This is a genomic window from Rathayibacter sp. VKM Ac-2856 (assembly GCF_013205055.1).
In the GTDB taxonomy this organism is placed as follows: Bacteria; Actinomycetota; Actinomycetes; order Actinomycetales; family Microbacteriaceae; genus Rathayibacter.
Genome location: NZ_JABMLF010000006.1, coordinates 352,004 through 377,356 on the forward strand (window position 1 = coordinate 352,004; position 25,353 = coordinate 377,356).

Genomic DNA, 25,353 nt, shown 5'->3' on the forward strand with positions numbered 1-25,353 from the left:
ATCGAGAGCGGCCGGCGCCGGGCGTATGGTCTGCAGGCTGCTCGATCGGCGCTGGTGGATCTCGATACGCCCGCTGCGCGGGCTACTCGATCAGCATGAAGAGGGGACCTGCTGCGCGAGCCGCTCCACCAGCATGGGGCGCGGGCTGCTCGATCGGCGGCGGTGGATCTCGATACGCCCGCTGCGCGGGCTACTCGATCGACATGAAGGTCGCCCGCTCTGCTGCGAGCGCGACTCGTGCTGGTCGAGCAGCCTCGCAGGGGCGTATCGAGACCCGGCGTCTAGACGGCGGAGAGGGCGAGCCGCACGTCGTCGAGGCCGTCGGCGGAGACGAGCACGGTGATCGCACCGGCGCCGGTCGGCCGCACGACGGCGAGGGCGCGGCCGTCGAAGGTGGTGCGCGCGACGGCGTCGAAGCGCTCGGTCGTGGCCGGCGCGCCGCTGCCGAAACCCGCGAGCACGCCCGCGCCCTCGACGGCGACCGAGACGACCCGGTCCGCCCCGGTGATCAGCACGCCCGCGGCATCCCGCAGCTCGATCGCCACGTACGCGAGGTCGGTGTCGTCCGCACGAAGCTCCGTCCGATCCGCCGATGCAGTCAGGACCACGGGTCCGGACGCCGACACGAGCGAGCTCCGTCCCGTCTCCCTCCCCGCCCGGTACGCGACCGCCGTCAGCTCGCCCGGCCGGTACACCGTCTCGATCGACGCCAGCATCGGCCGCACGACCCCGACCGCCGCACGCCCGACCTCGACGCCGTCGAGCAGCAGCGCCACCTCGTCCGCCTCCGCCGCCACCTCGACGGTGACGGGGGAGCCCTCGAAGCCGGGCCAGGTCCACGAGTCGACCGAGTCGCTCCAGGCCCACGGCGACTGCATCGTCACCGCTTGCCCGTGCCGCTCCGGCCGGACGACCGCGATCGCCGGCTCCGAGCGCAGCCCGAAGACGATCTCGCGGTAGTAGGAGGCGGGCCGTCGCCGCCCGGTGATGTCGAGGTCGCCGCACCACGCCGTCAGGTACGGGTACTCCCGCTCCAGCGCGCCGTTCGCCGCCGGGTCCTCCGCGTAGGAGGTGGCGCCGATGCCGACCTCGCCGAGGTAGTCCCAGCCGGTCCAGGTGAAGTCGCCGACGACGTTCGGGTTCGCCAGCACCTTCGGCCAGAGCTCGCCGATCTGCGAGGGGAACGTCTCGGACCCCACGATCACGCGCTGCGGGAACAGCTCGGCGTCGCTCGCGTAGCGGCCGTCGGCGTAGTTCAGCCCGAGGACGTCGAGCGCCGCGCTCGACTCCGCGGTGCGGCGGGTGACGGCGTCGGAGGAGCCGATCGCCGCCATCATCCCCGCGCCGGCCTCGCCCATCAGCTCGTTCAGCCCCTGCTCCGACGCCAGGATGCTGTCCAGCTCGTCGAGCACCGCCAGGGTCGGATTCACGCCGTTCGTGACCGGCCGCGTCGGGTCGAGCGCGCGCACGTGCTCGGCGAGATCGCGCGCCAGGACGGCCCCGTGCGGGGTGCCGACCTCGACGATCTCGTTGCCGATCGAGTAGAGGATCACGCTGGGGTGGTTGAAGTCCTTCGCGACCATCGACTCGAGGTCGGCCCGCCACCACTGCGCGAAGTCGAGCGAGTGGTCGTGGTGGGTCTTGCCTCGCACCCACATGTCGAAGGCCTCGTCCATCACCAGCATGCCGAGGCGGTCGCAGGCGTCGAGCATCGACGGCGAGGCGGGGTTGTGCGCCATGCGGATCGCGTTGAAGCCGGCGTCCTTGAGCAGCCGGATGCGGCGCTCCTCCGCCCGGGCGATCGAGGCGGCGCCGAGGACGCCGTTGTCGCTGTGGATGCAGGCGCCGCGCAGCAGCACGGGCTCGCCGTTGATTCGCAGGCCCTTCCGCGGGTCGACGGTGACGGTGCGGATGCCGTGCACGGTGACGACGTCGTCGCCGATCCCGATGCTCGTGCGGGCGGTGTGCAGGGCGGGGGAGTCGACGCTCCAGAGCGCCGGGTCCTGCACGTAGAGCCGCTGGCGCACGAGCGCGGTGCGGCCGGGGGCGACGGTGACGGGCGTCGTCGCGCTCTCGACGACCTCCCCGGACGGATCCGCGAACTCGGTCGACACGGTGAGCGTCGAGGTCGTGAGCCCGCGGTTGACGATGCTGGTCGCGACCTCGACGACGGCCTGGTCCTCCTCCACGCGCACGGTCGTGATCCGCACGCCGTCCGGCTCGATGTGGACCGGCTCGTCGACGTGCAGCAGCACCGGCCGGTGCAGCCCCGCCCCCGCGTACCAGCGCGAGTCCTGCCCCGAGCGCACCTCGATCCGCAGCGTGTTCGCCTCGCCGAAGCGGAGGAACGGGGTCAGCTCGACGAAGAAGCGCGCGAAGCCGTCGGCGCGGTTCCCCGCGAACTCGTCGTTGAGGAAGACCATCGCGTGCCGGTACGCGCCCTGCACCTCGAGGCGCACGACCCGGCCGGCCCACTCCGTCGGCACCTCGAAGGTCTTGACGTAGCTGAAGGCGCCCGACGGGTAGTAGGCGGCGCCGCCCCTCGACACCGCCTCCGGCGAGCGCTCGGCGTCACGCAGCGCGTCGTGCGGCAGCGTCACCGCGATGGAGTCGTCGGCTCCGCCCTGCACGGCGGCGAACGGCCCCCGCGGCGCCCGGACGACCCAGTCGGCGGTGAAGGAGGTGATCGTCATGGCGGGTCCGTTCGCTCGAGGTCATCCGGCGCAACACCGGTGATGGGGAAGCCGTGATCACGGTCTAAGAAACTGTTTCATTAGGTTTCTCACTCGGCGAGAGCCTAGGAGCGACGCGGCCGACCGTCAAGGAGCGCGCTTCGTTCTCGACAAGGGAGCGGCGACTCCGACAGGAGTGCGACGCTCCGCAGCAGACGGCCTAGGCTGCCCGGATGATCGGACGCCGCATGCTCTCTCCGAGGAGCTCTCCCTCTTCTCCCGTCGGAAGCGGCTCGTGACTCCGGACGTCATCGTCCTGAACGGCGGATCGAGCTCGGGCAAGACGACGATCGCCCGGAGTCTTCAGGCGCTCCTGCCCGATCCGTGGTTGAGCATCTCGATCGACACCCTGGTGGACGCGCTGCCGCCCGACCTCGACGGAGGCGGGGAGGGCGTCTCCTACGGAGACGACGGCGTAGTGGAGCTCGGCGACGCCTTCCGTCGACTCGAGTCGGCCTGGATGGCAGGTGTCGTCGCGACGGCTCGCGCCGGCGCACGGATCGTCTTCGACGACGTGTTCCTGCAGGCGTCGGAGTCGCAGGAGAGACTGCGCGGCCACCTCCGCGGACTCGACGTCGTCTGGGTGGGCGTCCGCTGCGCCCCCGAGGTCGCGACCGCGCGGGAGCGAGACCGTGGCGACCGCTCCACAGGGATGGCTGCACACCAGGCGGAGTCCGTCCATCGCGGCGTCACCTACGACCTCGAGGTCGACTCCGGCCAGACCTCGGCTGTGGAGTGCGCGCGTCGGATCGTCGAGCACACCACCGCTCTGCAGCTGCGCGGAACGACCGCGACATCGGGAGAGCTCGACCGCCGCTGAGCGGCGCACTTCCCTTGCGTCTCCGATAGACTTCCTGCCATGACCCTGCAGGAGCTGAAGTCCGTCGCCGATGTCGCGCGAGAGCGCGGCGTGAGTACGGCGCGCATCCGTCAGCTCATCGCCGAAGGGCGCATCCGGGCGGAGAAGGTCGGAGGCGTGCATGTCATCAGGGGTGATCAGGACGTCCCCTCGCCGCGAGTCTCTCGTCCGCTCGGCGACCGGATGGCGTGGGGACTCGTCGCCGCGCTCTCGGGCGCTGTGGACCCGGCCCTGACGAGGTCCGAGCGGAGTCGCATCACCCGGATGATCCAGCGACTCGAGAGCGCGGAGGATCCCGTGGCGGTGACGCGCTCGTGGACCGCGGAGCTTCTGCCGCCGGAGTCCCTGGACCTTCCCACGGAACTCGTCGACCAGCTGCGGGGAGAGCGGGAGCTGCTCCCCGTCGGAGCATCGGACCCCCGAGCGGGCCCGCGCGACGTCAGCCGCCTCGAGCTGCTCGTCTCCACCCGGCTGAAGGCTCAGCTCCGAGAGGAGGTCGCCGCAGCCGGCCCGTCATCGACTTCCGTGATCCTGCATCACGTCCCCGATGAGCGGTGGCCGTTCGTCAGCGAGGGATCGGTGCCGATCGGGCTGAGCATCGCCGCGCTCGCGCGACGGACCGACCGGACGACGGCGCTCGCCGCGCGTCGTCTCCTGAGGCGCGCCCTCCCCTCCCACGCGGCGGTCATGGCCGAGGTCGAGGCGGATCGTCGCGAGCGTGATCGGTCACTGCGTCGCGAGACCACTCGCTCCGTCCAGCTCCACCGCGCCGCGCTGGAGCTCCTCGACCGCTCTCCGGACTTCCGTCCTCGGGCGGAAGCGCGGCTCGAGCAGCTGCGAGGAAAGGTCCGAGGGGATGCGCACCAGTGGCTGGACGAGTGGGCGGAACTGCTCCGCAGTCCGCTCTCCACGCAGATCGAGGCCCTGCTCGCGGAGACGGAGCACGCTCACGACCTGCGCTCGGTCTCGCCGCTCGCCGGACTGATCCCCGACGAGGAGCGATCGGCGCTGCTCGAGGCGAGCGCGTGAACAGGGACGAGCTGGAGCACGGGATCCGCGCCGCGACCGAGATCATCCAGGCGGACGAAGTGATCATCATCGGCTCCCAGTCGGTGCTGGGCACGTGGAGTGAGTCGGAGCTGCCTGCCGAGGCGACGGCGTCGAACGAGCTCGACGTTCTTCCGCTGAACGACACGGACAGCGAGGCGCTGGCGACGAGACTCAGCGGAGTCGCCGGCGAGCTCTCGTCGTTCGACGCTGCGCACGGGTTCCACCTGGACGGCGTCGGCCGGAAGACGGCGGTTCTTCCCCACGGGTGGGAGGACCGTCTCCGGCGAGTGCAGAACGACAACACCCTTGGACGGATCGGGTGGTGCCTCGATCCGCACGACCTGTGCGTGGCGAAGCTCGTCGCGAACCGAGACAAGGACCGGTCCTTCGTCTCCGCGCTCGTCCGACACCGTCTCATCGACCCGGAGCTCCTGCTGGAGAGGCTGGTCGACACCGACCTGGACTACCGGACGAGCGACACCGTCTGGAGCACCGCTCACGGTCTTCTCGACCTCTGACCGCATCCTCGCCGCGACAGCCCGACGAGACGCCGCAGCAACGAGAAGAACCCCCCGATCTCCATGAGATCGAGGGGTTCTGCCGGTGTCCGAGGGGGGACTTGAACCCCCACGCCCTATACGGGCACTAGCACCTCAAGCTAGCGCGTCTGCCATTTCCGCCACCCGGACGGGTGTTTCTTCCGGCCTGCGTTTCCGCGGCCGAAGAAGACATTAGCACGGTTCGAGAGCCCTGGATGACACCGCCCGGGAGGGGTGCCCGGAGGGATGCCGCGAGGGGTGCCGCGAGCCCGCCCGCTAGCGTGGGGGCATGACGTCCTCCGACAGCGCCGCCGCCCCCTCCGAGTCGGATCTCGACGAGACCGCGATCATCGCGCGGGACCTCATCCGCTTCGACACCAGCAACTACGGCGACGGGAAGGCCGAGCCCGAGCGCGAGGCGGCCGAGTACGTCGCCGCCCGGCTGCGCGACCTCGGCCTCGAGCCCGAGCTGATCGACTCCGACCCGGGCCGCACCAGCGTCGTCGCCCGGGTCGCGGGGGAGGACCGCGAGCGCGGCGCCCTCGTCGTGCACGGGCACCTCGACGTCGTCCCCGCGATCGCGGACAACTGGAGCGTCGACCCCTTCGGCGGCGTGATCAAGGACGGCATGCTCTGGGGCCGCGGCGCGGTCGACATGAAGAACATGGACGCGATGATCCTCGCCTCCCTCGGCGACATCCTCGGCAGCGGCCGGAAGCCCTCGCGCGACCTCGTCGTCGCCTTCTTCGCCGACGAGGAGGCCGGCGGCGTGCGCGGCTCCGGCCACCTCGTCAAGACCCGGCCCGAGCTGTTCGACGGCGCGACCGAGGCGATCAGCGAGGTCGGCGGCTACTCGATCGAGCTCGGCGGCAAGCGCGCCTACCTCGTGCAGACCGGCGAGAAGGCGCTGCTCTGGCTCACCCTGCGCGCCCGCGGAACGGCCGGGCACGGCTCGCAGATCAACGGCGAGAACGCCGTCACCCGCCTCGCCCAGGCCATCGCGCGCATCGGCAGCGAGGAGTGGCCCACCCGCCTGACCGACACCACGCGCGAGCTGCTCGGCGAAGTCGCCCGCATCCTCGGCCACGACCCGCAGCGCAGCACCCCGGAGGAGCTCGCGCTCGCCACCGGCACCGCCTCGCGCTTCATCGCCGCGACGCTGCGCACCACGGCGAACCCCTCGATGCTCTCGGCCGGCTACAAGGCCAACGTCATCCCCGACACGGCGGAGGCGACCATCGACGTCCGCGTGCTCCCCGGCGAGGAGGACGCCGTGCTCGAGCGGCTGAAGGTCCTCGCGGGCGAGCACGTCGAGATCCTGGTGCAGCACCGCGACATCGGACTCGAGGTGCCCTTCGCCGGGCCGCTCGTGGAGAGCATGGCGGCCTCGCTCCGCCGCTTCGACCCCGAGGCCGAGGTGCTGCCGTACCTCCTGTCCGGGGGTACCGACAACAAGGCCCTCTCGACGATCGGGATCACCGGCTACGGATTCGCGCCGCTGCAGCTGCCGGGCTCGCTCGACTTCCCGGCGCTGTTCCACGGGGTCGATGAGCGGGTTCCGCTCGACGCACTAGTGTTTGGCAGGAAGGTCCTGACCGATCTCCTCCTGCGATCCTGATGGTCAGATCCACGACCACCACCGACCGCCTGCTGGCCGATGACGCCCCAGCCCTCCTCGAAAGTGACGCATGGGCCTGCTCGAAGCGCTGATCCTGGGACTCGTCCAGGGTCTGACGGAATTCCTCCCCATCTCCTCCAGCGCCCACCTCCGGATCGTGAGCGAGCTGCTCCCCGGACTGGACGGCAAGGACACCGGAGCGGCGTTCACCGCCATCACGCAGCTCGGCACCGAGACCGCGGTCATCATCTACTTCTGGCGCGACATCGTGAAGATCGTGTCGAACTGGTGCCGCTCCCTGGTCGGCAAGGTGCCGCGCACCGACGCGAACGCCCGCATGGGCTGGCTGATCATCGTCGGCAGCCTCCCGATCATCGTGCTCGGCCTGCTCTTCCAGGATCAGATCGAGACCACGCTCCGCTCGCTCTGGGTCGTCGCGACCACCCTCATCGTCTTCGGCATCCTGCTCGGCGTGGCCGACGCGGTGGGCGCGAAGAAGCGCCGCCTGCGCGACCTGAACGTCCGGGACGGCCTGATCTTCGGAGGCGCGCAGGCGCTCGCCCTCGTCCCCGGCGTCTCGCGCTCCGGCGGCACGATCACGGCCGGCCTCTTCATGGGCTACGAGCGCAAGGCCGCCGCGCGCTACTCCTTCCTCCTCGCGATCCCCGCCGTCTTCGGCAGCGGGCTGTACCAGCTGTACAAGAGCATCAGCGACCCGGAGATCCTGCCCAACCAGATCCAGGTCGGCGGGCTCGAGACGCTGGTCGCGACGATCGTCGCCTTCGTGGTCGGCTTCGTCGTGATCGCCTTCTTCATGAGCTACATCTCGCGCCGCAGCTTCCTGCCGTTCGTGATCTACCGCATCGTCCTCGGCGTCGTCCTCATGGTCGCGCTGAGCACGGGCGCCCTCGCCGCGTAGATGCGCACCTGGAGCGCCCCCGCCGTCCCGGCTCTGCCCGGTCGCGGTCCCGTGCCCGCCGTGCACGACACGGCGACCGGCGGACTCGTCGAGCTGGCCGCGGAGGACGGCACGGCCCGTCTCTACGTCTGCGGGATCACCCCCTACGACGCGACGCACCTCGGCCACGCGTCGACCTACCTCGCCTTCGACACGGTGCAGCGGCTCTGGCGCGACGCGGGCTACGCGGTGCTCTACGCGCAGAACGTCACCGACGTCGATGACCCGCTGCTGGAGCGCGCCGCGCGCGACGGAGTGGACTGGCGCGACCTCGCCGAGGAGCAGGTCGAGCTCTTCCGCGGCGACATGGCGGCGCTGCGCATCCTGCCGCCCGACCACTACGACGGCGTCACCGAGACCATCGAGCCCATCGCGGCGGCGGCCGACCGCCTCGAGCGCGCCGGCATCGCCTACCGCGTCGCGGCCCCGGACGCCTCGGCCCAGGACGGCGCGGACCTCTACTACGACATCGCCGCGGGCGAGAGCGACGTCTGGCGCCTGGGCAGCGAGAGCCGCCTCGACGCCGCGACGATGGCCGAGCTCTTCGCGCAGCGCGGCGGGGACCCCGACCGCGCGGGCAAGCGCGACCCGCTCGATCCGCTGCTCTGGCGCGCCGAGCGCGACGGCGAGCCCGCGTGGGACGCCGCCGTCGGCCGCGGCCGCCCGGGCTGGCACATCGAGTGCTCCGTGATCGCGCTCGACCGCCTCGGCGCCGAGTTCACGCTGCAGGGCGGCGGGAGCGACCTCGTCTTCCCGCACCACGAGTTCAGCGCGGCGCACGCGGCGTCGCTGTCGGGGCGTCCGCTCGCCGGTGCGTACGCGCACGCGGGCATGGTCGCGTACCAGGGCGAGAAGATGAGCAAGTCGCTCGGCAACCTCGTCCTGGTCTCGCGGCTGCGGGCGCAGGGAGTCGACCCGCGCGCGATCCGCCTGGCGCTGCTGGCGCACCACTACCGCTCCGACTGGGAGTGGCTGCCCGAGGACCTGCCCGCCGCCGAGGCGCGCCTCGCGCGGTGGGAGGCGTCGCTCGCCCGCAGCGGGACGGCGTCGGCCGTCGACGTGCTCGCGCGCTTGCGCGGCGTGCTCGCGGTGGACGCCGACACCCCGGGCGCCCTCGCGGTGCTCGACGAGGCGGCGGCGACCGGGGTCGACGACCCTGCTCTGCTGCGCGACGCGGTCGACGCACTGCTCGGCGTCCGCCTGGGCTGAGCCCGCGCCCGGCGTCCGGGCGACGGCGGATCTCGATACGGCCGCTGCGCGGCCTACTCGATCAGCATGCAGGGCGGCTGCCTGCGCTTTCGGCGCGGGTGGAACCATGCTGGTCGAGTAGCCCGCAGGGCGTATCGAGACCCGGTGTGCAGAGGCGGGTGGATCTCGATACGCCCACTGCGTGGGCTACTCGATCAGCATGCAGGGGGCGTCGCCCGGCGGCGCTACGGGCGCCAGGGCTCCTCGCCGGAGCGGCCGTCGCCGCGGCGGCGGAGGTAGCGCTCGAACTCCTGGGCGATGGCCTCGCCGCTGGCCTCGGGGGAGTCGACGGTGTCGCGCGCCTGCTCGAGCTGGGCGATGTAGGCCGCCATCTCCTCGTCGTCGAGCGCGAGGGCGTCGATGCCGCGCTCCCACTCGCCGGCCTCCTCGACGAGGTCGCCGCGGGGGATCGCCAGACCGACGACCTCCTCGAGCTTCTCGAGCAGCGCCAGCATCGCCTTGGGCGACGGCGCGTTGTGCACGTAGTGCGGGACCGAGGCCCACAGCGACACCGCCGGGATCCCGACCTTCTGCGCCGCCTCGCCGATGACGCTGAGGATGCCGACCGGCCCCTCGTAGGTGGAGCGCTCGAGCTCGAACTGCGCGCGCATCTCGGCGTTCTCGCTCGAGGCGAAGAGCGAGATGGGGCGGGTGTGCGGCACGTCGGCGAGCATCGCGCCGAGGAAGACCACGGCCGAGATGTCGATCGCGAGCATGGCGTCGACGACCTCCGCCGCGAAGCTCTTCCAGCTGCGCGAGGGCTCGGTGCCGATCATCACGTAGAGGGCGCTCTCCGCATCAACGGAGGTGTCGGCCGGGCCGAAGATCTGGGTACCGGGCCAGGAGAGGCTGCGTCGGCCGTCCTCGCCGATGGAGAGCATCGGGCGGGTGTACTGGAAGTCGTAGTACTGCTCCGCGTCGACGGAGAAGAGAGGCACGAACTCGCCGGCGTCCTTCACGAGGCGCACCGCTCCGCTGGCCGCGTCGCCCGCGTCGTTCCAGCCCTCGAAGGCCACGACCAGGACGTTCCCCTTGATCACGTTCATAGGCGAGGTCTCCGTGTTCGGCTCGATGTCCGGGGAGCGCTGCGTGCGCCGGACCCGTTCGTCAAGGATAGGACCCGGCCCCGGCCCCGCCGTCCGGGCCCCCGTCTTTCCGCTGTCCGCGTACGGTCGGCCGGACGAGGCCTGCCGGTACCATGGTCGCTCGTGACTTCCGACACCTCCCCGCCCGAGTCCCGGCCGCAGCCCCCGCTCCCGGACGGCGCTCCGGCGGCGGTCCTCTGGGACATGGACGGCACCCTCGTCGACACGGAGCCGTACTGGATGGCGTCCGAGCACGCCCTCGTCGCGTCGTTCGGCGGCGTCTGGACGCACGAGGACGCGATGAGCCTGGTCGGCTCCGGCCTCCCCGCCTCCGCGCGCATCCTGCAGGGCAAGGGCGTCGACCTGCCCGTCGACGCGATCATCGACCGGATGACCGACGAGGTGATCGCGCAGCTCGCCGAGAGCATCCCGTGGCGCCCGGGCGCGCTCGAGCTGCTCTCCGCCGTCCGCGAGGCCGGAGTGCCGCAGGCGCTCGTCACGATGTCGATCGGCCGGATGGCGCACGCCGTCGTCGACCGCCTCCCGTTCCCTGCCTTCACCACCGTCGTCAGCGGCGACATGGTCGAGCAGAGCAAGCCGCACCCGGAGGCGTACCTCCTCGCGGCGCGCACCCTCGGCGTCGAGGTGCGCGCGTGCGTCGCCATCGAGGACTCGCACGCGGGCCTCGCCTCCGCCGTCGCCTCGGGCGCGGCCGCGATCGGCGTGCCGCACCAGCTCGAGCTCGACCCCGCCGCCCCCTACGCCCTCTGGCCCACCCTCGCGGGCCGTACCGTCGCGGACCTCGCGCTGGTGTCCTCCGAGCACCGCAGCCGCGCGCTCACGACCGAGACGGAGGCCCGCCGATGACCGGTGAGGCACTGCAGCATTCCGGACCCTTCCGCGCGGGCGACCGCGTCCAGCTCACCGGGCCGAAGGGGCGGATGAACACCATCACGCTCGTCCCTGGCAAGGTCTTCCACACCCACCGCGGCGGGATCGAGCACGACACCGTGATCGGCCTGCCCGACGGCTCGGTCGTCGTGAACACGGTCGGCGTCGAGCACCTCGCCCTGCGCCCGCTGCTCGCCGACTTCGTCATGTCGATGCCCCGCGGAGCGGCGATCGTCTACCCGAAGGACGCGGCGCAGATCCTTGCCCTCGCGGACGTCTTCCCCGGCGCCCGCGTCGTCGAGGCCGGCGTCGGCTCCGGGGCGCTCTCGCTCTGGCTGCTGCGCGCCATCGGGCCGACCGGCCGGCTCTCCTCCTTCGAGCGCCGCGACGAGTTCGCCGACGTCGCCCGCGCGAACATCGAGACCTTCCTCGGCTACACCCCCGAGAACTGGACCGTCACCGTGGGCGACCTGGTGGAGGAGCTGCCCGGAGCCGTCGCCCCGGGTGAGGCCGACCGCGTCGTCCTCGACATGCTCGCGCCCTGGGAGTGCCTCGACGTCGCCGCCGACGCGCTGACGCCCGGCGGGGTCCTGCTCTGCTACGTCGCGACCGTCACGCAGCTCTCGCGGGTCGCGGAGGCGATCCGCGCCTCGGGGCTCTTCACCAACCCGGCCTCGAACGAGACCATGGTGCGCGGCTGGCACGTCGAGGGCCTCGCCGTCCGCCCGGACCACCGGATGATCGGCCACACCGGCTTCCTCATCACCGCGCGCCGTCTCGCGCCGGGCGCCGTGCTGCCCGAGCTCAAGCGCCGCCCGTCGAAGACCGACTTCAGCGACGAGGACGTCGAGGCCTGGACCCCCGGTGCGCTGGGGGAGCGGGCCGTCAGCCCGAAGAGCCTGCGCAAGCGCGTGCGGGAGTCCGCCACCAGCGCCGAGCTCTCGCGGGCCCGCGGCTTCGGCGAGGCGGACGGCGACGCCGGAGCGTCGCAGGACTCCGGCGACGACGAGGGCATCGTCTAAGCTGAACCCGGTTTTCCGGCCTCCCGGCCGAGCCGCCGTCCCGATCGTCTCGCACTCGGGCCCCACCACTCCCACTTCGTGAAACGAGGACCCGTGCGCAGGACCACCGCGCTCATCGCCGGCATCGGCATCGTCGCAGCCCTGAGCGGATGCTCCGCGTCCTCGCCGACGGCCGACTGCGACACCCCCTACTCGTCCGGCGCCTCGTCGTCGGCCGTGAAGGCGACCGGCGACTTCGGCGAGCAGCCCGACGTCACGGTGCCCACGCCGCTGAACGCCGACGGCACCCAGGTCAGCACGCTGATCGAGGGCTTGGGCGACCCGCTCGAGAAGGGCCAGCTCGTCACGATCGACTACACGCTGGTCAACGGCGCCGACGGCACGGTCCTCGAGGCCTCGCCGTACGACGGAGCGAGCACCGCCACCTTCACGGTCGGCGGCGCCGGTCTGGTCGGCCTCAACCAGGGCCTGCTCTGCACCCAGGTGGGCTCGCGCGTCGCGATCGCGATCGCTCCCGAGGACGGCTTCGGCGACTCGTCGGCCCAGCTCGGCATCTCGGCCGACGACACCCTCGTGCTCGTCGCCGACATCGAGAAGGCCGCGCTCGCCCGTGCGAACGGCGAGGCGCAGCCCGTCCCCAACGGCTTCCCGGCCGTGACGCTCGACCCCGACGGGATCCCCGGTCTCGCCAAGCCCGCGGGCGACGCGCCGACCACGCTCGAGATCGCCCAGCTCAAGAAGGGCGACGGCGCGGTCGTGGAGGACGGCGACCAGGTCGTCGTCCACTACACCGGCTGGCTCTGGGAGAGCGGCGAGATCTTCGACTCCAGCTGGCAGAAGGGCGCTCCGGCGACCTTCCTCGCGACGGAGGGCCAGGGCGGCGTCATCCCCGGCTTCGCCAAGGCCCTGATCGGCCAGCCGGTCGGCTCGCAGGTCATCGCGATCATCCCGCCCGACGCGGGCTACGGCGACACCCCGCCGCAGAACAGCCCGATCACGGCCGACTCCACGCTGGTCTTCGTCGCGGACGTCCTCGCGGTCGACTGACCGGCTCGGGTGCGCGTGGTGCGGGCGCCTCTTGTTGATCGAGTAGCCCGCTGCGCGGGCGTATCGAGATCCGCCGTCCGTCGATGGTGGGTCTCGATACGCCCCTGCGGGGCTACTCGACCAGCATGAGGGGCGAGGCGCCCGCAGGGTGTTCGTCCCATCGCATGCTGATCGAGTAGCCCGCTGCGCGGGCGTATCGAGATCCGCCGGCCGGCGACGGTGGGTCTCGATTCGGCTCGGTGGGGAGGGATGCGGCCCGGCCCTAGACTGGAGGGCGTGCCCGCCGACGCTTCGACCTCGAGCCGCATCCCGGCCGAGGAGCGTCTGTTCAACCTGGTGCTGGCCCTCGTCGCCGCCGAGAACGGGCTGACCAAGGCCGACGTGCTCTCCACCGTGCAGGGCTACCGGCAGCGCTCCGACCGCGGCGACCGAGCCTCGCTCGAGCGGCAGTTCGAGCGCGACAAGGACGATCTGCGCGAGCTCGGCATCCCGATCGAGACCGTCGACGCCCCCGGGGATCCCGGCAACACGCAGACCGTCCGCTACCGGATCGCGAAGCGCAGCTACGACCTGCCCGCGGACCTCTCCTTCGATCAGGAGGAGATGGCGCTGCTGCGGCTGGCCGGCGCCGTGTGGCGCGAGGGCACGCTCTCCGCCGAGTCGAGGCGGGCGCTGATCAAGCTGCGCTCGCTCGGCGTCGACTCGGTCGACCCGGTGATCGGCATCAGCCCCTCCATCCGGGTGCGCGAGGCCTCCTTCGAGCCGCTGAACGCGGCGCTCGACCGCGGACAGGTCGTCCGCTTCCCCTATCTCAAGCCCGGCGGCGCCGAGCCACGGATCCGCACCGTGCGCCCGCGCGCCCTCGTCAACCACCAGGGCCGCTGGCACCTGCACGGCTGGGACGAGACCGCCGAGGGCACCCGCACCTTCCTCCTCTCGCGCATCGTCGGGCCGGTGACGACCACCGGCCGCACCGCCCCCACCGAGCCGGGCGACCACGCCGCCACGGCCCTCGCCCAGCTCGACGAGGTCCTCGCCCGCAGCACCGCCCTCCTGCACGTCGCGGGCGACTCCGACGCGGCGCTCCGCCTCGGCGTGCGCGCCGAGGCAGCGGGGGAGGGCGCGAACGTGCTGCGCCTGCACTTCACCGACGCCGACGTCCTCGCGGACGAGCTCGCGGGCTACGGTCCCGAGGTCGTCGTCCTCGAGCCGGAGGAGCTGCGGCGGAAGGTCGTCGACCGTCTGCGCCGCACCCTCGCCGACCACGAGGAGGCCGCGCATGGCTAGGCCCCGCTCCCTCCAGGCCCGCGACCGCCTCGCCGTGCTGCTCTCCCTCGTCCCCTACCTCCTGGACCGCGGGCGCGTCAGCGTCGCCGAGGTCGCCGCGCACTTCGAGATCCCCGAGGAGGAGGTCCGCCGCGCCGTGCGCCTGATCGCCGTCTCCGGCATCCCCGGCGAGACCTCGCAGTACCAGTCCAACGACCTCTTCGACATCAGCTGGGACGACTTCGAGGAGAACGACCGCATCGTCCTCACCCAGCAGGTCGCCATCGACGACTCCCCGCGCTTCTCGGCGCGCGAGGCCGCGGCGCTGATCGCCGGGATGCAGTACCTCGCCGCCCTGCCCGAGAACCAGGGCAACGACCGCATCGCCTCGCTGATGGGCAAGCTCGCCCGCGGCGCCTCCTCCGCCCCGACCGCCGTCGCGGTGGCCCGGGGCGTCGGCGCCGACGCGTCGCTGGCCACGATCCGCACCTCGCTCGAGGCGGGGACGCAGCTCGCCTTCGACTACCGCAGCGCCCGCGGCGAGACGGAGTCGAGGCTCGTCGATCCGTTCCTGCTCGAGTCCGTCGACCGCGACTGGTACCTGCGCGGCTGGGACCACCTGCGCGAGGGAGTCCGCACCTTCCGGGTCGACCGGATGCGCTCCCTGACCGACACCGGCGCGCCGATCGTGCGCCGGCGCAACGAGGTCACGCTGCCCGACCGACTGTTCGAGGCCTCGGCGTCGGACCTCCTCGTCGACCTCCGGGTCGCCCCCGGCTCGGTCGCCCTGCTCGGCGATTACGCCGCCGACGCCGAGTTCCCGTCGGTTCCCGCCGGGAACGAGGGCGCGGGAGTCCTCGTCCGCATCCGCGTCGCGCACCTGGCCGGTCTCACGCGGCTGGTCGCCTCGCTGCCGGGCCTCGTGACCGTGGTCGCCCCCGAGGCGGCGCGGACCGCGGTCGTCGAGTGGACGCGCGCCGCCCTGGCGGCCAACGGAGAGGAGACGCCGTGACCTGGTGGTCCTGGATCCTGATCTGGCTGGGCCTCGCGATCGCCGCGCTGGCGGTGCTCGTGCTGTTCGCCCTCTCCTACTGGCGGAAGGGCCGGCTGCTGCTGCGCCAGCTGGAGGAGGTCACCGCGAAGCTCGACGCCCTGCAGGTGCCCGAGCCGGTCGAGACCCCGGCCCGGCCGCCGTCCTCGCTCTTCGCCGACCGGGACGAGGTCCGCCGGGGCCACGAGTCCCGACGCGACGCCCGCCGGGAGAGGACCGAGGATCGCCGGTCCGCCCGGGTCGAACGGGGTAGGCTCCTGGTACACCGCAACCGACAAGTGAAGTGAGACTGCAATGTTCGCTGGACTCCAGGGGTGGCACCTCGTCATCATCCTCGCCGTCATCCTCCTCCTCTTCGGTGCGCCCAAGCTCCCGCAGCTGGCCCGCAGCGTCGGGCAGTCGATGCGCATCTTCAAGAGCGAGGTCAAGACCATGAAGGACGAGGACGGGAACGAGCGCAAGGACGCGACGGACTCGACCACGACCTCCGGCTCGACCGCCACGGGCACCGCCTCGGGCACGACCACCGGCACCGGCACGACGCTGCCGCCCGAGTCCCCGCTCAAGTAATGACCTCCGTGGCAGCGAAGAAGCCACGGACGAAGCGAGCGGGCAAGAACCCCGAGGGACGCATGTCCCTCGGCTCTCACCTGATCGAGCTTCGCAACCGGCTCTTCATCGCGGCGATCGCGATCGCGGTCTGCTGCGTCGCCGGGTGGTTCCTCTCCGACTGGGTGCTCGAGGCTCTCAAGGCCCCGATCGCGGAGGTCGCGGAGGACCAGAACAAGACGGCGGTCCTCAACTTCGAGACCATCACCGGCGCGTTCGACCTGAAGCTCCAGATCGCGATGACCATCGGCGTCGTGATCGCCAGCCCCGTCTGGCTGTTCCAGATCTGGGCGTTCCTCGTTCCCGGCCTCACGGGCAAGGAGGTCCGCTACGGACTCGGCTTCATCCTGACGGCGATCCCGCTCTTCTTCGCGGGCTGCGCCTCGGGCTGGTTCGTCTTCCCGCACATCGTCGAGCTGCTGACGAGCTTCACCGGCTCGGACGCGGCGAGCGTGCTCAGTGCGAAGACGTACTACGACTTCGTGCTCAAGCTCGTGCTGGTCGTCGGCATCGCCTTCGTGCTGCCGGTCTTCCTGGTGCTGCTGAACTTCGTCGGCATCCTGCCCGGCTCCGTGATGATCAAGTCGTGGCGCATCGCGATCATGGTGATCGTGCTGTTCACGGCCATTGCGACCCCGGCGGCGGACCCGATCTCGATGTTCCTGCTGGCCATCCCGATCACGATCCTGTTCTTCGCCGCGTGCGGGATCGCGCTCCTCCACGACAGGCGCGTCGCCAAGCGCCAGATCGTCTTCGACGGCAGTCCCTCCGACCTGCCGGCGTGAGCGAGGCCACTCCCGCGGAGCGCTTCGCCGCGTTCCGCACACGACAGGGCCACGCGAGGGTCGAGGCGTTCCGCTCGACCCTCGCGTTCGACCTGGACCCCTTCCAGTACGAGGCGTGCAGCGCGCTCGACGACGGCCGCAGCGTCCTCGTCGCCGCGCCCACCGGCGCGGGCAAGACCGCCGTCGCCGAGTTCGCCATCCACCTGGCGATGCAGGACCCGAACGCCAAGGTCTTCTACACGACGCCGATGAAGGCGCTGAGCAATCAGAAGTTCCAGGAGTTCGTCGAGGACTACGGAGCGTCCGAGGTCGGCCTGCTGACCGGCGACTCGAACGTCAACGCGCGCGCCCGGGTCGTCGTCATGACGACCGAGGTGCTGCGGAACATGCTCTACGCGGACTCCGATCTGCTCCGCGACCTCGCCTACGTCGTGATGGACGAGGTGCACTACCTGGCCGACCGCTTCCGCGGCGCCGTCTGGGAGGAGGTCATCATCCACCTCCCGCAGTCGGTGCGGCTGGTGTCCCTGAGCGCCACCGTGTCCAACGCGGAGGAGTTCGGCGACTGGCTGCAGACCGTCCGCGGCGAGACCGAGGTCATCGTCTCGGAGGAGCGCCCGGTGCCGCTCGACCAGCACGTCCTCGTGGGCGGCAAGCTGGTCGACCTCTTCGACTCGTCCGGGCGCGCGGCGACCAACCGGGTGAACCCGGAGCTCGCCCGCCTCGCGCAGGGCGGCACGCGCGTCGAGCGCGGCGGCCGCGGCTCCGGTCGCGGACGCGGCGGTGGCGGCGGGCGCTTCCACGAGATGCGGACCGAGGACCTCGTGCCGCGCTCGGAGGTCGTCGAGATCCTGCGCGGCAAGAACCTGCTGCCCGCCATCTTCTTCGTCTTCAGCCGCAACGGCTGCGATCAGGCCGTCCGGCAGGTGCTGCGCTCGGGGGTCTCGCTCACCGAGCGGCACGAGCGCGACGAGATCCGCGCGATCGTCGAGGAGCGCTGCCGCACCATCCGCGACGAGGACCTCGCGGTGCTCGGCTACTGGGAGTGGCTCGACGGCCTGCAGCGCGGAGTCGCCGCGCACCACGCCGGGATGCTGCCCGCGTTCAAGGAGGTCGTCGAGGAGCTCTTCCTCCGCCGCCTGGTGCGCGTGGTCTTCGCCACCGAGACGCTCGCGCTGGGTATCAACATGCCGGCGCGCACGGTCGTGCTGGAGAAGCTCGAGAAGTTCAACGGCGAGTCCCGCGTGCCGATCACGCCGGGCGAGTACACCCAGCTCACCGGCCGCGCCGGGCGCCGCGGGATCGACGTCGAGGGCCACTCGGTCATCCAGTGGCGCGGCGGGATGAACCCGCAGGCCGTCGCCTCGCTCGCCTCGCGCCGCACCTACCCGCTGAACTCGAGCTTCCGCCCCAGCTACAACATGGCGGCGAACCTGATCGACCAGTTCGGCCGGGGGCGCACCCGCGAGATCCTGGAGTCGTCGTTCGCGCAGTTCCAGGCCGACCGCTCCGTCGTCGATCTGGCGCGCCGGGTCCGGCAGCAGGAGACGTCGCTCGAGGGCTACGTCACCGCGATGCAGTGCCACCTCGGCGACTTCGGGCAGTACGCCGCGATCCGCCGCGAGATCGGCGAGCTGGAGCGCCGGGGCGCCGTCCGCGGCGAGTCCGCGTCGCACAGCGAGCGGGAGAAGCGGCAGGCGCAGCTGACCGAGCTCCGCCGGCGGATGAAGGCGCACCCGTGCCATGCCTGCTCCGATCGCGAGCAGCACGCCCGCTGGGCCGAGCGCTGGTGGAAGCTCCGCAAGGAGACCGACGAGATCGAGCGCCAGATCCGTTCGCGGACCGGCGCTGTCGCCCGCGTCTTCGACCGCATCACCGACGTGCTGATGGAGCTCGGCTACTTCCGGCGCGACGAGTCCGGCGAGCTGTCGCTCACCCCCAACGGACGCACGCTCAAGCGGATCTACGGCGAGCGCGACCTCCTCGTCGCCGAGTGCCTGCGCAAGCAGGCGTGGACGGAGCTGGACCCGGCCGGGCTGGCCGCGATGGCGTGCTGCCTGATCTACGAGCCCCGGCGCGAGGAGTGGACGCTCGGTGAGAAGTTCCTGCCGCGCGGCCACTTCCCCGAGGCGCTCGAGAAGACGCAGCTGCTCTGGGCGAAGCTCGACGACGTCGAGCGCGACCACCGGCTGCCGGGCAGCAACCCGATCTCGACGAGTCTCGCGCTGCCGATGAACATGTGGGCGCGCGGCATGCCGCTCGACGCCGTGCTGCGCGAATCCGACATGGCGGCCGGCGACTTCGTCCGCTGGGCCAAGCAGACCATCGACCTGCTCGACCAGCTCTCGCTCGTCGCGGAGGGCAAGGTCGGGCGCGCGGCCCGCTCCGCGCTCGAGCTCGTCCGACACGGCATCGTCGCGTACTCGACGGTCGCATGAGGCCGGAGATCTCGGCGCCCACCGGGCGCACGGCTCCACTGTGGCTGGCGATCCCGCTCGCGGCCCTCGGCGGGGCGGTGCTCGACCGCGGCTTCCCGGACTCCGACGTCTGGCCGCTCGCGATCGTCGGCACCGCCGCGATCCTCTTCGCCCTGGCCGGCCGCGGCTTCTGGAGCGGCACGCTCGTGGGCCTCGTCGGCGGCGCCGTCTTCTGGGGCGTGCACATCGAGTGGCTGACCCTCTACCTCGGTCCGGTGCCCTGGGCGGCGCTGGCCGGTCTGCAGGCGATCTTCTTCGCGCTCTCCTCGGGGCTCACCGCGATGATGCTGACGCGGGGTCAGCGGGTCTGGACCGGTCCCGTCGGCCGGATGATCGGGCTGCCCGCCCTGGTCGCCGCGCTCTGGGTGGGCCGCGAGACGATCACGATCCAGTGGCCGTACGGCGGCTTCGCCTGGGGGCGCCTCGCCCTCTCGCAGTCGATGAGCCCGCTCGCGGACCTCGCCGCCTGGGTCGGCTTCTCGGGGCTGAGCTTCGTCGTCGCGTTCCTCGCGGCCGCGCTCGCGCAGGCCGTCCGGACGACCTCGGTGCCGGCCTCGGGCCGCGTCGCCGTCGTCGCCGGCTTCTCGATCGTCGCGCTCGTCTTCCCGGCCTGGCCCGCGCCGACCGACGGCACGGCCCGGATCGCCGCGGTGCAGGGCGACTCCGACGCCGGGCTGTTCTCGCAGAGCTACCGCGGGCAGATCCTCGAGGACCACACCTCCGCGACGCTGCCGATCATCGACGAGGACGTCGACATGGTGGTCTGGCCCGAGAACGGCGTCGACATCGATCCCACCCGGAACGCGCAGTCTGCCGCCGTGCTCGACTACCTCAGCAGCCGGATGGACGCGCCCTTCATCGTCGGGACGATCACGAACCCGTCCGAGGACGTCTTCTACAACAGCTCGCTGCTCTGGAAGGCGGGGGAGGGCGCGACCCAGGTCTACGACAAGGTGCACCCGGTGCCCTTCGCCGAGTACATGCCGGACCGCGCGTTCTGGCGGATGTTCGCGCCGGACCTGGTGGACCTGGTGAGCCGCGACTACTCGATCGGCACGCGCTCGAACGTCTTCGACATCGACGGGATCCTCGCGGGCATCGCGATCTGCTTCGACATCTCGGACGACTCGCTGACGAACGCGATGGTCGACCGGGGCGCGCAGGTCGTGCTCGCGCAGACGAACAACGCCGACTTCGGGCGGACCGACGAAAGCGTGCAGCAGCTGGCGATCGCGCGGCTGCGGGCGATCGAGACGGGCCGCAGCGTGGTCAACATCTCGACGGTCGGCACCAGCGCGATCATCGCGCCGGACGGGTCGACGATCGACTCCCTGGAGTGGTTCGAGCCGGGGACCATGGTGGACGAGGTCCCGCTCGCGTCCACGGTCACGCCGGCGCTGGTCTGGACCCGGAGCCTCGGCTGGTACTTCCTCGCCGCGAGTCTCCTCGGCCTGGTCTCGTTCGTGCTGAGGACGCGAGAGCCGCGACGCCGGCGCTAGGAGCGCGGACCTCGTCGCCCGTACCGGGAGCGCGAGCCGCGTCCGGGCGCGAAAAAGGGTCCGCCGGCCGGCGAGGACGCCGGCCGAGCAGGACCCTGGGGCGCTACGCGCCGATCTTGTGCTCTCCGCGGCGGGCGCGGAGGTAGGCGAGCCGCTCCTCGAGCAGCTCCTCGAGCTCCGCACGCGTGCGGCGCTCCAGCAGCATGTCCCAGTGGGTGCGCGGAGCCTTCTGCTCGCCACGATCGATGACGACCGGCTTCGAATCCACCAGAAGCACGGCCTCGTGGCCGCAGTTGCGGCACTCCCAGGTCTCAGGTGCTTCGGCGTCGGCCGAGAACACCATGTCGGTGTCGTGGCCGCAATCCGAGCAGTGGTACGTGAACGTCGATCGCGGTGAGAAGACGACGCCTTCCTCGCTCTGCAGGCTCTGTGAGCCGAGCCTCATCCCGCGCAAGCTTCGATCTGCCATTGTGTGGTCTCCTCTCGCTGTGCTCCGACAAGTGTCGACCGCGTACCTGGAGGTGGTCCCGGGGGGCCCGCGTTTGCCAGAGGATCGTCAGGTGAGCGGCCCTTTCCGTGCGCTGTCCGCGGGGTCGGCGCCGTGCTGTGCCCGCTCGTCCACGGCCGCCCGGGCGAGGTCGGTCCGGTCGGTGACGAGGCCGTCGACGCCGAGGGCCAGCAGGGCGCGCATCCGCGTCGGATCGTTGATCGTCCAGAGGTGGATCTCGGCGCCGGTGCTGCGGAGTCGCGCGAGGATGCGCGGGTCGGTGACCTGCAGACCGGCCGCGCGCTCGGGGACCTGCAGCGCGTCGATGCCGCGGAGCGCGCAGCGGACGAGCGGGGCGAAGCGCAGGTGCGCGCCGAGGAGGGCGGCGACGAATCGGGGTGCCGAGGCGGACGTCGCCACTCCGGGGAGCAGGCGAACGGCAGCACGGCGCCGCGACTCCGAGAAGGAGGTGATCAGCACGCGGTCGCGGGCGCCGGTGGCGAGGACGGCCTCGACCACGGGGACGACGGCGCCGCGGGCCTTCACGTCGATGTTGAAGTGTGCGCCGGGGAGCCGGCGGAGCGCCTCGGCGAGGGGGAGGAGCCGCTCACCGGAGAGCGGGAGCTCGATCGCGGCGAGCTCCTCCCAGCGCGTGTCCGCGATGCGGTGGCGGAGGCCGCGGGCGTCGACGACCTCCTCGTCGTGGACGAGCACGGCGACGCCGTCGAGGGAGGCGCGCACGTCGGTCTCGAGGAGGTCAGCGCCGGCTGAGAGGGCCCGCTCGAACGACTCGAGGGTGTTGCCCTCGCCGTGCGGGCCGAAGCCGCGGTGGGCGATGACGCGCGGCCGCCGTCCCGAGAGGAACGGCGGCCGCGGGGTCGACATGAGAAGCGCCTACAGGACGGTGGGCGCCGGGGGCGTCATGCCGGCGGCGTCCTGCGGGCGGTCCGGGCGGGTCGGCGAGTTCTTGCCGAAGGCCTGGCCCATGCCCTTGAGCGCCTCGGTGAGCTCGCTCGGCACGATCCAGAGCTTGTTCGCGCTGCCCTCGGCGATCTTCGGGAGCATCTGCAGGTACTCGTAGGCGAGCAGCTCGTTGTCCGGGCGGCCCTCGTGAATGGCGGAGAAGACGGTGGTGATGGCCTTCGCCTCACCCTCCGCGCGGAGCACGGCGGCCCTCGCGTCACCCTCGGCCGCGAGGATGGCAGCCTGGCGGTGGCCCTCCGCGTTGAGGATCTGCGACTGCTTCGTGCCCTCGGCGGTGAGGATCACCGCGCGGCGGTCGCGCTCGGCGCGCATCTGCTTCTCCATCGAGTCCTGGATGGAGATCGGCGGGTCGATCGCCTTGAGCTCGACGCGTCCGACGCGGATGCCCCACTTGCCGGTGGCCTCGTCGAGGACGATGCGCAGCTGGCCGTTGATGTTGTCGCGGGAGGTCAGCGCCTCCTCGAGGTTGAGCCCGCCGACGACGTTGCGGAGCGTCGTGGTGGTGAGCTGCTCGACGGCGCCGAGGTAGTTGGCGATCTCGTAGGTGGCGGCGCGCGCGTCGGTCACCTGGAAGTAGACGACCGTGTCGATCGAGACGACCAGGTTGTCCTCGGTGATCACCGGCTGCGGCGGGAAGGAGACGACCTGCTCACGGAGGTCCACCGACGGGCGGACCCGGTCGATGAACGGGATCACCAGGTTGAGTCCGGGGAGGAGGGTGCGGTGGTACTTGCCCAGCCGCTCGACCACGCCGGCCGTGGCCTGCGGGACGATGCGGACGGCCTTGAACAGCACCACCAGGGCGAAGAGGACGATGATCGCGATGATCACCGTCGTCACGATTGCTGCGGCGTTCACGACGTGCTCCTTTCGGCGGGGACGACGACAGCGGTCGCTCCCTCGATGGCGGTGACGACGACGCGTTCGCCGACACCGAGCGGGCGGGTGGTGACGAGCGGGGACAGCTTGAGCGTCCACGTCTCGCCGTTGACGAGCTTGACCTGGCTCGGGCCGGGGCCGGCGATGACGACGCTGCCGGCGAGGCCGAGCAGGGCGTCGGCACCGGTCGGGGTCGGATCGCCGCCGCGCTTCAGCAGCCGCAGCAGGGGCGGTCTGACGGTGAAGAGCAGCAGGACGGCGAGGACGGCAGCCACCGGGACCTGCACCCAGAACGGTGCGCCGACGAGGCCGGTCACGAGGCCGCCGATGCTGCCGACCGCGAGCATCAGGAAGGTGAACTCGAGAGTGATCATCTCGACGATCACGAAGATCAGGATGAGGGCGATCCAGAGGATCCAGGCGTACTGAGTCACGGCGTCCATGCGGTGCTCCTTCCCCTTACGAGCACGGATATGAAGGATAGCGAGGGGGCCTGGGAGGGGAGTGGGCGGCGCGGGGCCCGGCGGGGCCGACGGCGCCTTGGTAGGCTCCCTGGTCGGGCCGTGGGCCCGTCACCGTGCCCGATCCGGCTCCCGCGCCGGCGTTCCTGGAGGATCTCCTCGTGTCCAACCCCCTCGCTCCCGGCTCGCTCGACGGCAAGCGCGTCCTCGTCACCGGCTCCTCGCGCGGCATCGGCGCCGACACCGTCCGCTACTTCGCGGAGGCCGGCGCGAGCGTCGTCGTCAACTACCGCTCGAAGGCGCCGCGCGCGACGAAGCTGGTGGACCAGATCACCGCGGCGGGCGGCTCCGCCTTCGCCGTGGGCGCCGACCTCACCGACGCCTCCTCGCGCGCAGACCTCTTCGCCGAGATCGAGCAGAAGCTCGGCGGCCTGGACGTCCTGGTGCTGAACGCCTCGGGCGGCATGGAGAGCAACATGGGCGAGGACTACGCGATGGTCCTCAATCGCGACTCGCAGGTCGCGACCCTCGAGGCGGCGCTGCCGCTGCTGGGCGAGGGCTCGCGCATCGTCTTCGTGACGAGCCACCAGGCCCACTTCATCAGGACCACGCCGACGATGCCGGAGTACGAGCCGGTCGCGCTGTCCAAGCGGGCCGGTGAGGACGCGCTCCGCGAGCGCGTCCCGGCGCTGACCGAGCGCGGCATCGAGTTCGTGGTCGTCTCGGGCGACATGATCGAGGGCACCATCACCGCCACGCTGCTGGAGCGCTCGAACCCGGGCGCGATCAGCTCGCGCCGCGAGTCGGCGGGCAAGCTCTACAACGTGAGCGAGTTCGCGGCCGAGGTCGCCCTCGCCGCGGTCGAGCCGATCCCCGCGGAGAACACCCGCCTCGTCGGCGACACGACCGACTTCGCCTGATCGCCGCCCGCGGGGCGGTGCGCTGAGGCGCTGACGGCCCGTCGCCCACCCCGGGAGAGGAGTCGCAGGGCGGTGCGTGATCGGGTGCAGCACCGCCCTGCCGGACCAGGACGTCCTGGTGCTGTTCGACGCGGTCGGCCGAGTGGATTGGTCTCTTCTCGAGAGGGCGCGGCGGGGTCGCGGTTCAGCTGCGGTCGGCGGGGCGCTCGGGCAGGTAGGGCTCGATGGCGGCGGCGAGCTTGGCGGGGGTCATCGACTGGAGCCAGACGTGGCCCGGGCCGTGCAGCTCGGCGAGGAAGAGCGAGTCGCCGAAGAACTTGTTGCGGACGCCCTTCACGGTGGCGAACTCGAGGCGCATCTCGGCGCGGTACATCGCGAGGTGGCCGGGGTGGATGAGGAGGGACTCGCCGGCGGCGAGGTCGTACTCGGTGATGTCGCCCGCGAGCTGGACCCAGGCGGTGCCGGAGCCGGAGAGCTTCTGGAAGACGACTCCCGCGCCGCCGAAGACACCGGCGCCGAGCTTCTTCTGCAGCGCGACCGACACCTCGACGCCGCTCGTGCTGGCGGTGTACGAGCCGGCCTGGATGAGGAACTGGTCGTCGGGGTCGACGGTGATCTCGCGGATGGTGCCGGGCAGCTGGGCGGCGAACGCGATGCGTCCGCCCCGCGGCGCGGTGTAGCGGGTGAGGAAGAGCTGCGCTCCACCGAGGACGCGCTTGAGGCCGCTGAGGAAGCCGCCCTGCCCGCCGGAGCCGTGGGCGGTGGAGGTGTCCATGTCCATGCCGGGGGTGAGCCAGGCGACGTCGCCTCCCTCGGCGACGATCGACTCCCCGGGGGAGAGGGTGATCTCGAGGACGGGCATGGTGGTTCAGGCGATGACGGTCTG

Annotated in this window: 24 protein-coding genes and 1 tRNA gene; 17 read left to right on the plus strand and 8 right to left on the minus strand. The window is 71.7% G+C overall.

Going from position 1 to position 25,353, the window contains the following annotated elements; genetic code table 11:
- Nucleotides 1-281: 281 nt before the first annotated feature.
- Nucleotides 282-2,693: a glycoside hydrolase family 2 TIM barrel-domain containing protein gene (locus tag HQQ82_RS18800; protein ID WP_173235748.1), complete on the minus strand. Its 2,412-nt coding sequence runs from the start codon at nucleotides 2,691-2,693 to the stop codon at nucleotides 282-284.
- Between the two features lie 274 nt (nucleotides 2,694-2,967).
- Here HQQ82_RS18800 and HQQ82_RS18805 point away from each other — a divergent pair, with 274 nt between their 5' ends.
- From HQQ82_RS18805 to HQQ82_RS18815, 3 genes are all read left to right on the plus strand, one after another.
- Nucleotides 2,968-3,552, plus strand: coding sequence for an AAA family ATPase (locus tag HQQ82_RS18805; protein ID WP_173235750.1), 585 nt, complete (start codon nucleotides 2,968-2,970; stop codon nucleotides 3,550-3,552).
- Nucleotides 3,553-3,855: 303 nt separating this feature from the next.
- A complete protein-coding gene (locus HQQ82_RS18810; protein WP_173235752.1) occupies nucleotides 3,856-4,620 on the plus strand; it encodes a hypothetical protein in 765 nt (254 codons plus the stop codon).
- The gene (locus tag HQQ82_RS18815; protein ID WP_173235754.1) at nucleotides 4,617-5,159 is read left to right on the plus strand and encodes a DUF6036 family nucleotidyltransferase; all 543 of its coding nucleotides are present in this window, start codon (nucleotides 4,617-4,619) and stop codon (nucleotides 5,157-5,159) included. The genes HQQ82_RS18810 and HQQ82_RS18815 overlap by 4 nt, the downstream gene beginning before the upstream one ends.
- 86 nt (nucleotides 5,160-5,245) lie before the next feature.
- On the opposite strand, the gene HQQ82_RS18820 is transcribed toward HQQ82_RS18815, so the two are convergent.
- Nucleotides 5,246-5,330, minus strand: a tRNA-Leu gene (locus HQQ82_RS18820).
- 139 nt (nucleotides 5,331-5,469) lie between these two features.
- On the opposite strand from HQQ82_RS18820, the gene HQQ82_RS18825 reads away from it, so the two are divergent.
- From HQQ82_RS18825 to mshC, 3 genes are all read left to right on the plus strand, one after another.
- Nucleotides 5,470-6,798 (plus strand): M20/M25/M40 family metallo-hydrolase, encoded by a 1,329-nt coding sequence (locus HQQ82_RS18825; protein ID WP_173235756.1) that lies wholly within the window; start codon nucleotides 5,470-5,472, stop codon nucleotides 6,796-6,798.
- A gap of 70 nt (nucleotides 6,799-6,868) precedes the next feature.
- Nucleotides 6,869-7,717, plus strand: a complete 849-nt coding sequence (locus HQQ82_RS18830) for an undecaprenyl-diphosphate phosphatase (RefSeq protein ID WP_173235758.1) — start codon at nucleotides 6,869-6,871, stop codon at nucleotides 7,715-7,717.
- On the plus strand, nucleotides 7,718-8,965 hold the full coding sequence (gene mshC, locus HQQ82_RS18835) for a cysteine--1-D-myo-inosityl 2-amino-2-deoxy-alpha-D-glucopyranoside ligase (RefSeq protein ID WP_173235760.1): 1,248 nt from the start codon (nucleotides 7,718-7,720) through the stop codon (nucleotides 8,963-8,965). It begins immediately after the preceding gene.
- Nucleotides 8,966-9,189: 224 nt separating this feature from the next.
- Here mshC and HQQ82_RS18840 read toward each other — a convergent pair whose 3' ends face one another.
- The gene (locus HQQ82_RS18840) at nucleotides 9,190-10,050 is read right to left on the minus strand and encodes a proteasome assembly chaperone family protein (RefSeq protein ID WP_160089641.1); all 861 of its coding nucleotides are present in this window, start codon (nucleotides 10,048-10,050) and stop codon (nucleotides 9,190-9,192) included.
- 162 nt (nucleotides 10,051-10,212) lie between these two features.
- Between HQQ82_RS18840 and HQQ82_RS18845 the strand changes: the two genes are divergently transcribed.
- The 10 genes from HQQ82_RS18845 (at nucleotide 10,213) to lnt (ending at nucleotide 20,736) form a co-directional block, all read left to right on the plus strand.
- Nucleotides 10,213-10,956: an HAD family hydrolase gene (locus HQQ82_RS18845; protein WP_367948023.1), complete on the plus strand. Its 744-nt coding sequence runs from the start codon at nucleotides 10,213-10,215 to the stop codon at nucleotides 10,954-10,956.
- Complete coding sequence (locus HQQ82_RS18850) at nucleotides 10,953-12,002, plus strand: tRNA (adenine-N1)-methyltransferase (protein WP_173235762.1); 1,050 nt, start codon at nucleotides 10,953-10,955, stop codon at nucleotides 12,000-12,002. The genes HQQ82_RS18845 and HQQ82_RS18850 overlap by 4 nt, the downstream gene beginning before the upstream one ends.
- A 93-nt stretch (nucleotides 12,003-12,095) precedes the next feature.
- Nucleotides 12,096-13,049 (plus strand): FKBP-type peptidyl-prolyl cis-trans isomerase, encoded by a 954-nt coding sequence (locus HQQ82_RS18855; protein WP_173235764.1) that lies wholly within the window; start codon nucleotides 12,096-12,098, stop codon nucleotides 13,047-13,049.
- Nucleotides 13,050-13,325: 276 nt separating this feature from the next.
- Nucleotides 13,326-14,336, plus strand: a complete 1,011-nt coding sequence (locus tag HQQ82_RS18860) for a helix-turn-helix transcriptional regulator (RefSeq protein ID WP_367948024.1) — start codon at nucleotides 13,326-13,328, stop codon at nucleotides 14,334-14,336.
- A complete protein-coding gene (locus tag HQQ82_RS18865) occupies nucleotides 14,329-15,327 on the plus strand; it encodes a YafY family protein (RefSeq protein WP_173235768.1) in 999 nt (332 codons plus the stop codon). Before HQQ82_RS18860 ends, HQQ82_RS18865 begins: the two co-directional genes overlap by 8 nt.
- Complete coding sequence (locus tag HQQ82_RS18870) at nucleotides 15,324-15,653, plus strand: hypothetical protein (protein WP_173235770.1); 330 nt, start codon at nucleotides 15,324-15,326, stop codon at nucleotides 15,651-15,653. Before HQQ82_RS18865 ends, HQQ82_RS18870 begins: the two co-directional genes overlap by 4 nt.
- A 7-nt stretch (nucleotides 15,654-15,660) precedes the next feature.
- The gene (tatA, locus tag HQQ82_RS18875; protein ID WP_173235772.1) at nucleotides 15,661-15,936 is read left to right on the plus strand and encodes a Sec-independent protein translocase subunit TatA; all 276 of its coding nucleotides are present in this window, start codon (nucleotides 15,661-15,663) and stop codon (nucleotides 15,934-15,936) included.
- 62 nt (nucleotides 15,937-15,998) lie between these two features.
- Nucleotides 15,999-16,760 carry a twin-arginine translocase subunit TatC gene (tatC, locus tag HQQ82_RS18880; protein WP_173235773.1) on the plus strand — a complete coding sequence of 254 codons (762 nt, stop codon included), beginning with the start codon at nucleotides 15,999-16,001 and terminating at the stop codon, nucleotides 16,758-16,760.
- Nucleotides 16,757-19,198: a DEAD/DEAH box helicase gene (locus tag HQQ82_RS18885; protein WP_173235775.1), complete on the plus strand. Its 2,442-nt coding sequence runs from the start codon at nucleotides 16,757-16,759 to the stop codon at nucleotides 19,196-19,198. Before tatC ends, HQQ82_RS18885 begins: the two co-directional genes overlap by 4 nt.
- On the plus strand, nucleotides 19,195-20,736 hold the full coding sequence (gene lnt, locus HQQ82_RS18890) for an apolipoprotein N-acyltransferase (protein WP_254071631.1): 1,542 nt from the start codon (nucleotides 19,195-19,197) through the stop codon (nucleotides 20,734-20,736). The genes HQQ82_RS18885 and lnt overlap by 4 nt, the downstream gene beginning before the upstream one ends.
- Nucleotides 20,737-20,839: 103 nt before the next feature.
- Here the strand turns inward: lnt and HQQ82_RS18895 are convergent, their stop codons facing one another.
- The 4 genes from HQQ82_RS18895 to HQQ82_RS18910 all read right to left on the minus strand — a co-directional run bounded on the left by HQQ82_RS18895 (nucleotide 20,840) and on the right by HQQ82_RS18910 (nucleotide 23,529).
- Nucleotides 20,840-21,205 carry an RNA polymerase-binding protein RbpA gene (locus tag HQQ82_RS18895; protein ID WP_132436204.1) on the minus strand — a complete coding sequence of 122 codons (366 nt, stop codon included), beginning with the start codon at nucleotides 21,203-21,205 and terminating at the stop codon, nucleotides 20,840-20,842.
- Nucleotides 21,206-21,292: 87 nt separating this feature from the next.
- Nucleotides 21,293-22,108, minus strand: a complete 816-nt coding sequence (locus tag HQQ82_RS18900; RefSeq protein WP_173235777.1) for a glycerophosphodiester phosphodiesterase family protein — start codon at nucleotides 22,106-22,108, stop codon at nucleotides 21,293-21,295.
- 9 nt (nucleotides 22,109-22,117) lie between these two features.
- Entirely contained in the window at nucleotides 22,118-23,065 is a 948-nt protein-coding gene (locus HQQ82_RS18905) for an SPFH domain-containing protein (protein ID WP_173235779.1), read from the minus strand.
- A complete protein-coding gene (locus HQQ82_RS18910) occupies nucleotides 23,062-23,529 on the minus strand; it encodes an NfeD family protein (RefSeq protein ID WP_173235781.1) in 468 nt (155 codons plus the stop codon). The genes HQQ82_RS18905 and HQQ82_RS18910 overlap by 4 nt, the downstream gene beginning before the upstream one ends.
- Nucleotides 23,530-23,708: 179 nt before the next feature.
- Here HQQ82_RS18910 and HQQ82_RS18915 point away from each other — a divergent pair, with 179 nt between their 5' ends.
- Entirely contained in the window at nucleotides 23,709-24,467 is a 759-nt protein-coding gene (locus HQQ82_RS18915; protein ID WP_173235783.1) for an SDR family oxidoreductase, read from the plus strand.
- Between the two features lie 184 nt (nucleotides 24,468-24,651).
- Here HQQ82_RS18915 and HQQ82_RS18920 read toward each other — a convergent pair whose 3' ends face one another.
- On the minus strand, nucleotides 24,652-25,329 hold the full coding sequence (locus HQQ82_RS18920) for an AIM24 family protein (RefSeq protein WP_173235785.1): 678 nt from the start codon (nucleotides 25,327-25,329) through the stop codon (nucleotides 24,652-24,654).
- Nucleotides 25,330-25,353: the final 24 nt, after the last annotated feature.